The sequence below is a fragment of the Pseudarthrobacter phenanthrenivorans genome (assembly GCF_036455295.1).
In the GTDB taxonomy this organism is placed as follows: Bacteria; Actinomycetota; Actinomycetes; order Actinomycetales; family Micrococcaceae; genus Arthrobacter; species Arthrobacter phenanthrenivorans_C.
The window spans coordinates 67,259-79,079 of the sequence record NZ_JAYXNX010000007.1; the positions used below are offsets into that span (position 1 = coordinate 67,259).

General features: G+C 66.0%; 11 protein-coding genes. 6 read left to right on the forward strand and 5 right to left on the reverse strand.

The window, feature by feature from the left end:
• Positions 1–53: 53 nt before the first annotated feature.
• Complete coding sequence (locus VXJ37_RS10940) at positions 54–788, reverse strand: hypothetical protein (protein ID WP_331323071.1); 735 nt, start codon at positions 786–788, stop codon at positions 54–56.
• 155 nt (positions 789–943) lie between these two features.
• Between VXJ37_RS10940 and VXJ37_RS10945 the strand changes: the two genes are divergently transcribed.
• From VXJ37_RS10945 to VXJ37_RS10960, 4 genes are all read left to right on the forward strand, one after another.
• Positions 944–1,891, forward strand: a complete 948-nt coding sequence (locus VXJ37_RS10945; protein ID WP_331323072.1) for a J domain-containing protein — start codon at positions 944–946, stop codon at positions 1,889–1,891.
• A gap of 23 nt (positions 1,892–1,914) precedes the next feature.
• Entirely contained in the window at positions 1,915–2,382 is a 468-nt protein-coding gene (locus tag VXJ37_RS10950) for a tRNA (cytidine(34)-2'-O)-methyltransferase (RefSeq protein WP_331323073.1), read from the forward strand.
• A 212-nt stretch (positions 2,383–2,594) separates the two neighbouring features.
• On the forward strand, positions 2,595–3,203 hold the full coding sequence (locus tag VXJ37_RS10955; protein WP_141942301.1) for a sigma-70 family RNA polymerase sigma factor: 609 nt from the start codon (positions 2,595–2,597) through the stop codon (positions 3,201–3,203).
• 10 nt (positions 3,204–3,213) lie between these two features.
• Positions 3,214–4,071, forward strand: a complete 858-nt coding sequence (locus VXJ37_RS10960; protein ID WP_331323203.1) for an anti-sigma factor — start codon at positions 3,214–3,216, stop codon at positions 4,069–4,071.
• A gap of 67 nt (positions 4,072–4,138) precedes the next feature.
• On the opposite strand, the gene VXJ37_RS10965 is transcribed toward VXJ37_RS10960, so the two are convergent.
• The 4 genes from VXJ37_RS10965 to VXJ37_RS10980 all read right to left on the reverse strand — a co-directional run bounded on the left by VXJ37_RS10965 (position 4,139) and on the right by VXJ37_RS10980 (position 8,563).
• A complete protein-coding gene (locus tag VXJ37_RS10965) occupies positions 4,139–4,918 on the reverse strand; it encodes a PIG-L deacetylase family protein (protein ID WP_331323074.1) in 780 nt (259 codons plus the stop codon).
• 4 nt (positions 4,919–4,922) lie between these two features.
• Positions 4,923–5,870, reverse strand: a complete 948-nt coding sequence (locus VXJ37_RS10970; protein ID WP_331323075.1) for an electron transfer flavoprotein subunit alpha/FixB family protein — start codon at positions 5,868–5,870, stop codon at positions 4,923–4,925.
• A 13-nt stretch (positions 5,871–5,883) separates the two neighbouring features.
• Positions 5,884–6,675 carry an electron transfer flavoprotein subunit beta/FixA family protein gene (locus VXJ37_RS10975; RefSeq protein ID WP_331323076.1) on the reverse strand — a complete coding sequence of 264 codons (792 nt, stop codon included), beginning with the start codon at positions 6,673–6,675 and terminating at the stop codon, positions 5,884–5,886.
• Positions 6,676–6,913: 238 nt separating this feature from the next.
• Positions 6,914–8,563, reverse strand: a complete 1,650-nt coding sequence (locus tag VXJ37_RS10980) for a S1C family serine protease (RefSeq protein WP_331323077.1) — start codon at positions 8,561–8,563, stop codon at positions 6,914–6,916.
• A 283-nt stretch (positions 8,564–8,846) separates the two neighbouring features.
• Between VXJ37_RS10980 and VXJ37_RS10985 the strand changes: the two genes are divergently transcribed.
• Positions 8,847–10,907 (forward strand): TPM domain-containing protein, encoded by a 2,061-nt coding sequence (locus VXJ37_RS10985; protein WP_331323078.1) that lies wholly within the window; start codon positions 8,847–8,849, stop codon positions 10,905–10,907.
• Positions 10,908–11,013: 106 nt separating this feature from the next.
• Complete coding sequence (locus tag VXJ37_RS10990; protein ID WP_331323079.1) at positions 11,014–11,802, forward strand: PspA/IM30 family protein; 789 nt, start codon at positions 11,014–11,016, stop codon at positions 11,800–11,802.
• The last annotated feature ends 19 nt before the right edge of the window (positions 11,803–11,821 follow it).

Consider the following 11,821-nt stretch of genomic DNA (forward strand, 5'->3'; position numbering starts at 1 on the left):
ACCCGCCGGCGGCTGAGCCCTCCAGCCGCCGGCGCCCCTGTGCGGCCTGCCGGCTAGGCGGAAGGGGGAAGCAGCGGCAGGTACCGCACCACATCGCTGCGGGCTGAAGCGAGGCGCGCTGCATCCGGGCAGGACACGGAAATGTACGCAGACGAGCCTGCGGTACCGAAGACCCGGGCCAGCACGGCCGTGGACCGTCCACCGGGAACCGACTGCTCCAACGCCAGCACCTCCGCCTTCCTGCCTGGTTCCTCCGGGGTCCCACCCCACTGCAGATTCTCCGTCTTCAGATAGGAAGGCTGGATGGTCGCGTCCAGGTACTGGAAAAGCGCAACAGTGGATTCCCGGTCCTCCCCGCGTACCAAGGCGTCCTGGCCCGTGCTGACCCTGGCAGAAACAACGCAGCCATCAGACTTTGCATATTGGTTCGCCCCTGCCACGCTGTCCTTTTCCAGCTTCCAGCCCGGCGCATCTTTCAGTTCGTCGGAGATGCCCACGGGCACTCCGGGTGCCAGCGTGCCGCCGGCGGCGAACGGCATGTCCCGTGCCGCCACGGCCGCGGCGTCGTGTCCCGGCGTGATGGTGGGAGTTGCCGGCACCGGAGTACTCGCAACGGCTGCGGGAGCGGAGGGGTCGCGCACATCCACGCTGCATCCGCCGAGGAACGCCGCGCCCAGGCATGCAAGGGCGAGCGGCACTCCGCTGTGCCGGGCCCTGCCTGGCCGTCCCGCCGTCGTCGGCATATCCATCCCCACTTTCGTTGCTCCCCCGGGCCGGTGTTCAGGCACGCAGGCAAGAGTCTAGACTCCACTCCCCCGGGAACCCGAAAGGCCTTGGCATTCGTTGTAAGTGCAGGCCAGCCACCGGTTCTGGCTAGACTGGGCGGGCAGCTGGCAACCCCTCGGGGAACCAGGAGGCCGCGCATGATGAAAAGGAAGAGTGCTTGACCGAGAGCAACAGCTCCCACTACCAGGTCCTTCGCGTGGCCGTCACCGCCACTGACAAGGAAATCAAGATGGCCTACCGGCGTGCGGCAAGGACTGCGCATCCGGACAAAGGCGGCGATGCCGCAACCTTCCGCCGCGTAACTGCCGCCTACGAAACCCTGATCGACCCGCAGCGTCGCAAGGCGTACGACCGCTCCTACGGGTCGGGTATGGTCCGGGACGCTTCGTCCGACGACGGCGCCCACTTTGATGCCCCGGCCGCCGGCAGCCGGGCCTCGGCCAGCGTGCGCAGGCCCGGCAGCAGCAGGAACACCGCCGGCGACCCGCCAATCTACGTTCCGCCCTATGAGTCCGGCGGCGGCTACGTCCCGCTTATTCCACTGTCCCAGGCACGCCAGCAGGTGCACGGAATGCCGCGGAAGCGGGGAATCTTTGGCGCGGAGGCCCGCATCCAACGGGAGATGAGGACGGTCCAGCTCCTGACCCGCCAGGTGCTGCCGGCCATACCCGCGGCCCGGCTCATCAACGGCCTGCAGTCGCCCGCGGACAACAGCCATATTGACCACGCGGTCCTCTCCGGCTACCGCCTGGCGCTGATCAACTCAATGCTGCTCCCCAAGGGTGCCTATGCCTGGGACGGCCGCACTCTCAACCATGGAGGGCGGGCAGTGGCACCACCGCAGCTCACCCAGGTGGTGTGGGCCATGCAGGACATCTTTCCGGAGCTGAATGTGACTGGATGGACCGTGGTGCACAGCACCGACGGCAACCTCCACGAACCGGTCATCGACTACCACCGCAGGCCCTCGGGCGCGCTTGAAACTGTCCAAATTGTCAACGCCGCGGGCATGGTGCGGGGCCTGAAGGAATTTTTGTCCTCCGGGCCCGCACCCAACACTGTCAACGTTCCGGTCCTTGCCCGGCTGCTGCGCGGCATGCACTGACGCCGGGTGGCTAGGATGGGGTGGTGTTCCGCATCCTTTTCCATGAACCAGAAATCCCCGGCAATACCGGCAACGCCATCCGCCTCGCCGCCATCACCGGCGCTGAACTGCACCTCGTGGAACCTCTCGGCTTCGACTTTTCGGACGCCAAACTGCGCCGGGCAGGGCTCGATTACCATGACCTGGCCGTGGTTACCGTGCACCGGACCATAGAGAACGCGTGGCAACACCTCCAGCCGGAGCGCGTCTACGCCTTCACTTCCGACGGCACCACCAGCTACACGGACGTTGCCTACGCTCCTGGTGACGTCCTGATGTTTGGCCGCGAATCCGTAGGCCTGCCGGCCGAGCTGAAGACTGACCCGCATGTGACCGCCACGGTCCGGCTGCCCATGCTCCCGGCCCTCCGCTCCCTTAACCTTGCCAATGCGGCCTCCATCGCCGTCTACGAGGCATGGCGGCAGCAGGGCTTTGCCGGCGCCAAGCTGTAGCAACGGCATCCAGGGGCGCATTTTCCTGGCCTGGCAAAATTCCCAGGCTGCCGCCCATCCACCCTGCCAACCGCACCGAATGCCTATTGACGACATTCGAGCGGGGCAAGGAGCTGCAGGTGACACTACTGGAGGCGGGGACCAGGCAGAACAGCCGCAGCCGGCACGGCAGTGCTAAAAATTCACCGCCCGGAGACTTATGCTTGAAGGTAATGGAAACTCCCAACGCGCCGAATTCCGAGGGCTCCGCCGCGGTGACCGACCCCCCTGCCGACCTCAGCAAACGCCTCTCGGCCCTGCTGGACGGCATAGCCCGCGGTGACCAGGCAGCATTCGCCGAGTTCTACCAGCTCACTTCCCGCAGGGTCTACGGTATGGCGCGCCGGGTGCTCATCGATCCTGAACTCAGTGAAGACACCACGCAGGAAGTCTTCCTCCAGGTCTGGCAGAACGCGGCGAAGTTCGACCCCCAGGCGGGGAGCCCGCTGTCCTGGCTGATGACCATCTCGCACCGGCGGGCAGTGGACAAGGTCCGGTCCGCCCAGTCCTCCACGGACAGGGAGGCACGGTACGGTGCCAGCACGCAGGACATTGACCATGACACAGTTTCAGACGAGGTGGGCAGCCGACTGGAGGCGGAGGCGGTGGTCCGCTGCTTGGGGACGCTGACCGAAACGCAGCAGGAATCCGTGCGCCTGGCCTACTACGGAGGCCTTACCTACCGGGAAGTTGCGGAACGCCTGAACGCAGCAGTGCCCACTATCAAGTCCCGCATCCGTGACGGACTGATCCGATTGAAGACCTGTTTGGGGGTGAGTTGAGATGAGTGGAATGGACGAAGGCCGCAACGGCCGTTCAGGTTCCTTCGGTGACACCGTAGCCATGGACCTTGCGGCGGGCCGCGCCGTGGACCTCGCCGAGCTCTACGCCCTGGATGCGGTAACCGGGCAGGAACGCGACGCCATTGACCTGTATATCTCCACCGCCCCGGAGGCCGAACGCCTGGCTTTCCTGGCGCGGGTCCGGCAGTCCCGGGAAACGCTGGCCCGCACATTCCGGGCCGAGGAGGAACCGCCGTCGGACCTGTTCGACCGGATCGTGGCCCAGCTGCCCGCGCAGTTCCCCAAACAGGACGGACCGGACGCCGGAAGCACGGCAGCGGCTGCTCCGACCGCCGCGGTTGACGGCCTTGCCGGCCGTGATGAACTGGCGCAGGCCCGCAAACGCCGGGAGGAACGCCGTGGCTCCTCCGGGACCCGCCGCTGGCTGGTGGGAGTAGCGGCGGCCGCGGCCATCGCGCTGGGTGGCGTGGGTGTCGGCGCCTACATGGCCGACCAGAACGATCCCGTCAACCAGGTGGCCCGCGCCTCCGACCTCCGCGAGGCTTCAGTGAACGTGGCCGGCGGCGGCAAGGCAACCGTCCTGATTTCCGAATCCAAAGACTCGGCCGTGGTGAAAATGAGCGGGGTTCCCGCGCCCCCTGCCGGCAAGGTGTACCAGATGTGGCTGATCCCCAAGGACGGCTCCGCACCGGTATCGCAGGGGCTGATGGACGAACAAGCTCTCTCCAAGCCTGCGGTGGTTCAGGGCATCCACTCCGCCGCCGCACTGGGAATCACTGTTGAGCCGGCTGGCGGGTCCAAGGCACCCACCCTGCCTACTGTGGCGGCAGCCCCACTGGGCGCCTAGCACCAGGCCTCAAACCGCAGGTGCCCCGTTCCTTGCCAATACAGGGAGCGGGGCACCTTTTTCAGTATCAGAAACCCGCGATGGTCCCGGGCCCATTGACCGCCACGACGTGGAAGGCCTCGGCGCTCCGCCCGTCGGCCAGGCCCGCCCTGGCGGCGTTGAGCAGCATGCCTTCGCGGACCGTGGCCTCCATGGCCGCCACGTCCGGGTGCTGGCTGACGTGGACGTGGATGGCTGCCAGCTTCGCTTCCACGTGGGCGGTGACGTCCACGAAGTGGTTTTCCCGCTCTTCCGGTCCCGCATAAAACCACAGCCAAGGCAGCTTGTAGGCCTCCAGTCCGGCTTCCGCCAGCTCCGGGTAGGCAAACGGGTTTTCGAGCGCCGGATACACTGCCCGGGTCACGGCCTCCCCCACGGCCAGGTGGTCCGGGTGGCTCTTCTGGATCCGCTGCCAGTTCCTTTCAGGGTGCATGGAAAGGACGACGTCGGGGCGCAACTGCCGGATCAGGCGCACCACCTCCTTCATCACCTCGTGGGACGGTTCAAGGTACCCGTCGCGCTGGTGGAGGTAGTGGATGTCGGTGACGCCCACCAGGTCCGCCGCCCGGCGCTGTTCGGCGTCGCGCATGGCGATGATGTCCGCGCGGTGGGCGGGGTCGAAACCGCCTGCGTCGCCGTCGGTCATAATGCAGTAGCTGACCTGCACGCCCGCCGCCGTCCAGGCCGCGATGGTGCCCGCGGCGCCGAAATCGATGTCGTCCGGGTGGGCCGCAAAACAGAGCACCCGCCCAATCCGGTGGGTGTCCGGGTTGAACGGGATCTGTGCCTTTGTGGTGGAGGCGGTCAAGGAGTCAGCCTTTGCGCTTCTTGATTTCGGCCGTGGCCTGCGGCAAGACGTCGAAGACGTCGCCGATGATGCCAAAGTCGGCGATTTCGAACACCGGCGACTCCGCATCCTTGTTGATCGCGACAATGACCTTTGAGGTCTGCATGCCGGCCTTCTGCTGGATGGCGCCGGAAATACCCGCGGAAATGTAGAGCTGCGGGGAAACAGTCTTCCCGGTCTGCCCCACCTGGGCGTCGTGGCTGATCCAGCCTGCATCAGTGGCGGCACGGGAAGCGCCGACGGCGGCACCGAGAGCATCGGCCAACTCCTCGACCGGGCCAAAATCGCCGTCCATGCCGCGGCCACCGGCCACCACGATCCGCGCATCGGTCAGGTCCGGCCGCCCGCTGGCCACCTTCTGCTCGCGTGCGGTGATGCGGGCCGCTGCAGCAACTGCCGGGACCTCCACTGTGGCGGTTGCAGGACTGGTGGCGGCAGGAGCAGGTTCCGGAGTGACGTTATTGGCCTTAAGGGTCAGCACCGACACCGCGGTGGTGGCCCTGCACGCCGTGGTGTAGGAGCCGGCCAGGACAGACTTGTGGGCCGTGCCGTCCGGGTCCACCGCCACGACGTCGGTGATGACGCCGGCGCTCAGCCGGACGCCGAGGCGTGCCGCGATTTCCTTGCCTTCCGGCGAGTTGTCCAGCAGGACAACGCCGGCGCCGGTGTTTTCGGCTGCGGCGGCCAGGAAGGCGGCCTTGGGTGCCACCAGGAAGTCATCCAGGTCCTGGGCCGACGGGCGCAGGATGCCGGACACCCCATACTCGGCGAAGGCGGCTGCTACGCCGTCGGAGAGCTCTCCATTGAGCGCCACAGTGCTTTCGCCCAGGGAACGGGCCAGGGTCAACAGTTCCAGGCTGCTCTTCTTGAGCGACGCGCCGGGGTTGTCGATGAATACGAGTACGTTTGCCATGTCGATGTCCCTCTTAGAGCAGTTTCTGGGCGGCCAGGAAGTCAACCAGCTTGACGCCGGCGTCACCCTCATCGGTGATGATGGTGCCTGCAGTCCTGGGCGGCCGCTGCTCCGCGCTGGTCACGGCGGTCCAGGAGCCGGCAAAGCCCACGTGGGCGGGGTCCACGCCGATGTCGGCAAGCGACAGGGTGGTGATGCTCTTGCGCTTGGCGGCGATGATGCCCTTGAAGTTGGGGTACCGGGGCTCGTTGATCTGGTCCGTGACGGATACAACGGCGGGCAACGGTGCTTCCACTGTTTCCGAGTACGTGTCGGCGTCGCGGCGGGCCGTCAGCCGGCCGCCGTCCACCTGCAGCGTGGAAGCAAAAGTCACCTGCGGCAGTCCAAGACGCTCAGCCAGCTGCGCGGGAACAAGCGAGGTCTCGCCGTCGGTGGAGGCCATGCCGGTGAGGACCAGGTCCACGCCGCCCAGGTGCCGCACCGCTGCAGCGAGCGCAAGCGAGGTGGCCGCGGCATCGGAGCCGGCCAGGGCGTCGTCCGTGACGTGGACGCCCTCCGTGGCACCCATCTGCAGCGACTTCTTGACTGCGTTAACGGCTCCGGCGGGGCCCATGCTCAGGGCAATCACCTGGTTGCCCGCTTTGCTTCCGCCCCGGGCCTCGGCCAGCTGCAGCGCGGCCTCCAGTGCATACTCGTCCAGCTCGGACAGGATGCTTTCGTCGCGGTCCGTTGTGTGGCCCTCCCCGTTGAGGTGACGGTCGAACTGGGCGTCCGGTACATGTTTGACCAGGACTACGATCTTCAATGTCTCTTCCACTGTGTTTGCAGCAGCCTTCCATGCTTGTGGACAGCCAGCCGGGTGGGTCATGGCCGCGGAGTGCCCGGCAGGCGGGTGCTCCTAGCTAACCACATCGGCGAGCCTGCGCGCCCGCTTCCGTTAACGCCTGTGTCAGGCCCTGGTTTGGAACGGCATGGCGACGGCGGCGCCCCCTGGGTAGGGGACGCCGCCGTCGTCATGTGCCTGGCGTTGCCGCTGCCCTGCGTCAGCTGGCTGCAGCACCCAGCGTGACGTCGAACGTCTGCTCGCTGCCGCCGCGCTGGACGGTGATCTTCACCTTGGAGCCCGCAGGCTGTTCACGAACGGCCGCGGTCAGCTGGTTCGGTTCTCCGATGGTGAGGTCGTTGAACTTGGTGATGACGTCGCCAACCTTGATGCCGGCCTTGCCTGCCGCTGAATTGGGGTCAACGGTGGCCACGTCGGCTCCCACCGAGAATTCGGAGGACCCGCCCGCAGAAGCCTTGGCCTTGACGCTGACGCCGAGCTGGCCGTGGGATGCCTTGCCGTTGTCGATGATCTCCTGGGCAACACGCTTGGCATTGTTGATCGGGATGCTGAACCCGACGCCGATGTTGCCGCTCTGGGATGTGGAGGTGCCCGAGCCGGCGGACGCGATGGCGACGTTCACGCCGATGATCTCGCCCTTGCTGTTCACCAGTGCGCCGCCGGAGTTGCCGGGGTTGATCGCGGCGTCAGTCTGGATCACGTTGATGGCAATGGAACCCTCGCCCGAGTTCTGCTGGCTCTGGCCGCCGCCCGGAGGGGCGAACTGGAATCCCTGATCGCCGCCGCCCTGGCTGTTGTCCCCGCCCTTGGGCGCTGCGGAAGATGCCACGCTGATGGTCCGGTTGAGGGTGGAGACGATGCCGTCCGTGACCGTTCCGGTCAGGCCGAGGGGCGAGCCGATGGCGATGGCGGTATCGCCCACGTTGAGTTTGGAGGAGTCACCGAGCGTGGCGGGAGTGAGCCCGGAGGTGTCCTCCACCTTGATGACGGCGAGGTCTGACATGGGGTCGGTCCCCACGAGCTTTGCGGGCACAACCTTGCCGTCATTGGTCCGCACTTCCAGGGTGGCGTTCGCAGTCTGGCCGTCGAGGGTCACCACGTGTGTGTTGGTCAGGATGTGCCCCTGGTCGTCAAGGACGATGCCCGATCCGGTGCCTCCCGAGCTGCCGCTGGTGGCGCTGATGGTCACGACGCTGGGCGATGCCTTGACGGCTGCTGCGGTGATGGCGTTGACGTCGTCCTTGTTGTTGACAATGACCGTGCCGGGCTGGCTGTTGCTGCCCACGGTTGACGCGCTGGAACCGTTGTGTCCCGCCAGTTCGGCGGCACCGACGGTAGCTACTCCTCCGCCCACCAAGCCTGCAGCGAGGATGCTGGCCACAAGGGTTCCGACGCCGAAGGTGGCCTTCCGCCGGGGGGCGTCCTTGGGATTGGGTGCCAGGCCCACGCCTCCCCCGGGGGTGCCGTGGCCGGCCCCATGCATCGGCTGGCCGGGGGCGCCCTGGCCGTCCTGCTGCTGCTGGCCGTAGTAGCCTGACTGGCCATAGAACGGCTGACGCTGGGGGTAGACGGGGCGCGGGGCGCCGGGCAGTTCCTGGGTGTGGTTGTCCCGCCCGTAGGGCTGGTCGAGCCGCTCTGTGTGATTGGGCGTGCCCGGGTGGTTCTGCTGGTCCCCGGCACTGTAGCCGTGGTCCTGGCCTGTGGAGCCGGATCCGTTCCCGTACTGAGTGCCCGGCTGCCGGTCTCCGGGCTGCTGCGGGGCCTGCTGCCGGCCCTGCTCCTGCCAGGGGTCGCGGCTGCCCGCGCGGTTGTCCTCCGGGACCGGTCCTGGGGTTTGATTCTCAGTCATGGGACTTCCTTTCATCCTCGTCTGCCATTAACTATGAACCGTTCCGCTGTAACAAGCTCGGATGTTTGCTGAGAGCTTCCTGAACGCTTTGATGATGGCCGTTATGCAGGCAATGCGTTTCGCTGGCGGCATATTCGAGCGCATGGACTGCCTGTGGGGTGCACCATAGAATCAAGATGAATTGCCACAGCGACCTGCGGCTTCACACCCAAGCGTGGGGGCGCTGCTGGATTCGACGACTGATTCGTCCCGAATCGGTGTCAGGCGTGCTGAAGGGTTGCACATGCGGTCAAAGTTCAAACGTATCCTCGCCGTGATCGGCCTTGCCGGACTGCTGGCGGCACCCGCCGGCGCCGCGTGGGCCGAAGACCCGGTTTCCATCCCTTCCGGCACCAACATAGTTGATGACGCCAACGTCCTCGGCAGCCGGAAGGGTGAGGTCCAGGACGCCATCCAGAAGCTGTTGAAAGACCACAAGTACAACCTGTACGTGGTCACGGTGAAGTCGTTCGAGAACCCGTCTGACCCCAACTCTTGGGGAAATGCTGTCGCAACGCAGAAAAAGATGGGTAAGGCCGATGTGCTCCTGGCTATTTCCACTGCGGGCCAGTACTACTTCTCGCCGTCCTCGGCGAGTGCCATCTATTCCAAGAAGTCGAATATCACGCAGAACGCGATCGTCGCCAATCTGGCCGGCGGCAAGAAGGACTACGCCCAGGCTGCCATCGACACCGCATCAGCAGTCGGTGACGCGGCGGGCGGCGGAAGCGGCAGCGTGTCCTCCGGCGACGGCGCCGGCGCAGGCCTCCTGGTGGGCGCAGGCGTGGTGGTGGCCGGCGGCGGCGCTTACCTCTATTACCGGAACCGCCGGAAGAAGGCTGCGGGCCAAATTGCCTCCAGCGGAAGTTACGGCCCCCAGGGAGCCGAGCTGGACCCGCTCGCATCGCTCAGCGTGGAGGAACTCCGCCGGAAGAGCGGTTCCCTGCTGATCGAGGCGGACGACGCCATCAAGTCAAGCGAACAGGAACTTGGCTTCGCGCAGGCACAGTATGGGGATTCCGCCGTCGGGAACTTCACCAAGGCCCTTGCCGAGGCGAAGGCCCATATGACCGAGTCCTTCAAGCTGCAGCAGCAGCTGGATGACCACATCCCTGATACCGAGGAACAGCAGCGGACCTGGCTGGGTGAAATCATCCGGCGCTCCGAAGCCGCCCTGGAATCACTCCAGGAGCAGAAGGCTGACTTCGACTCCCTGCGTGAGCTGGAGAAGAACGCGCCCCAGGCCCTTGCCGCCGTCAACACCGGGGCCCGGGAAGCCGGCGCAAAGATCGCCAGCGCTGAGCAGTCTTTGGCCGCCATGCGCTCCCAGTACGCCGACAGCGCCCTTGTCCAAGTCTCCGACAACATCGTGCAGGCCAAGGAACGTCTGGCCTTCGTGCAGAATGCGTCCGAAACCGCGCAGCAAAAGCTCACCGCAGGCGAAGGAAGCCTGGCCGCCGTCGCCGTGCGCGCGGCGGAGGAAAGCCTGCACCAGACCAACGTGCTCCTGGACGCCATCTCCAAGGTCTCCGCCAACCTCGACAAAGCCCGGAACGGCCTGGAAACGGCAGTGGTGGACACCTCCCAGGACCTTGCCCAGGCAAAGGCCATGATCCAGTCCGGCACCCACGCGGAGCTGGCAGGGCCGGTTGCCGCGGTGGAGGCGGCATTGGCCCAGGTCAAGGCGGAGATCCAGGGCGGGAAGATCGATCCGATCGCCACCCTGCAGCGGGTCGAAACGGCGCACCAGTCGCTGGACCAGGCACTGACCGGCATCCGCGACCAGCAGGAACAGGCCCGGCGCGCGCAGGCATCCCTGCAGCAGACCATCATGTCGGCGCAGGCCCAGATCAGCGCCACCTCCGACTACATCACCGCGCGGCGCGGCGGCGTGGGCACCGAGGCACGCACCCGGCTGGCAGAGTCCCAGCGGAACCTGGACTATGCCCTGTCCATCGCCCGCACCGACCCCGTCACCGCCCTCACCTATGCGCAGCAGGCCCACGCACTGGCAGCCCAGGCCGCGCAGCTGGCACAGGCAGATGTTGAGCACTTCGACGGCTACGCGAACCAGGGCTTTGGCCGGGGCGGCATGTTCGGCGGTGGTGGCGGCGGCGGACTGGGCGGCGCCATCCTGGGCGGCATTTTGATCAACTCCATCCTCAACGGCGGACACGGCGGCTGGGGTGGTGGCGGCGGCTGGGGTGACGGCGGAGGCGGCGGCTTCGGCGGCGGGGACGGCGGCTTCGGCGGCGGGGACTTTGGCGGCGGAGATTTCGGCGGCGGAGATTCCGGCAGTTTTTAAGGCTTCCGCCCGGTACGCCGGAAGATCCCGGCGGGCGGACAGAAGCAGGACACCACTGTGCACCGGTTCCAGTGGTCAACACAGAGCAGGACGAAAGGCAAACACCATGGTTAAGCAGTCCATTTTCGGCCGGATCGCGCAGCTTGCAAAGGCGAACATCAACTCCTTGCTGGACAACGCGGAAGATCCACAGAAGATGCTGGACCAGATGGTCCGCGACTACACCAACAACATCGCCGAAGCCGAGTCCGCCGTTGCGCAGACCATCGGCAACCTCCGGATGTTGGAAGACGACTACAACGAAGACGTCAAGAACGCCAGCGACTGGGGAAACAAGGCTCTCGCCGCTTCCCGCAAGGCTGACGAATTCCGTGCCGCCGGCGACGTTGCCGACGCCGAGAAGTTCGACAACCTGGCAAAGGTGGCGTTGCAGCGCCAGATGGCGGCCGAGAGCGAAGCCAAGGGTGCAGAGCCGAGCATCGCCTCGCAGCGCGAGGTAGTTGACAAGCTGAAGAACGGCTTGGAACAGATGAAAAACAAGCTCAACCAGCTGACCAGCAAGCGGAACGAACTGGTTGCCAGGTCCAAGACGGCAGCGGCCCAGTCGCAGGTCCACGACGCCATCAAGAGCATCGACATCATGGATCCCACCAGCGAGGTTGGACGTTTCGAGGAAAAGATCCGCCGCGAGGAGGCCAAGGTCCGCGGCCAGCAGGAACTTGCCGCGTCCAGCCTGGACGCGCAGTTCAACCAGCTTGAGGATCTGGGCGAGCAGACCGAAATTGAAGCCCGGCTGGCCGCCCTCAAGGCCGGAAATTCCACTCCTGCCCTGGGTGCTGCGAACCCGGCATCTTCCGAATCAACCGTTGAAGAGGCGGATTTCGATAAGTTGTAGACCGCGGCGTTCGTGTCGC

Bases quoted from the DNA above. Each gene is read 5' to 3' on its own strand.
- VXJ37_RS10955 (WP_141942301.1), top strand. From the start codon at position 2,595: ATGGAAACTCCCAACGCGCCGAATTCCGAGGGCTCCGCCGCGGTGACC.
- VXJ37_RS10960 (WP_331323203.1), top strand. From the start codon at position 3,214: ATGGACGAAGGCCGCAACGGCCGTTCAGGTTCCTTCGGTGACACCGTA.
- VXJ37_RS10970 (WP_331323075.1), bottom strand. From the start codon at position 5,870: ATGGCAAACGTACTCGTATTCATCGACAACCCCGGCGCGTCGCTCAAG.
- VXJ37_RS10980 (WP_331323077.1), bottom strand. From the start codon at position 8,563: ATGACTGAGAATCAAACCCCAGGACCGGTCCCGGAGGACAACCGCGCG.
- VXJ37_RS10985 (WP_331323078.1), top strand. From the start codon at position 8,847: ATGCGGTCAAAGTTCAAACGTATCCTCGCCGTGATCGGCCTTGCCGGA.
- VXJ37_RS10990 (WP_331323079.1), top strand. From the start codon at position 11,014: ATGGTTAAGCAGTCCATTTTCGGCCGGATCGCGCAGCTTGCAAAGGCG.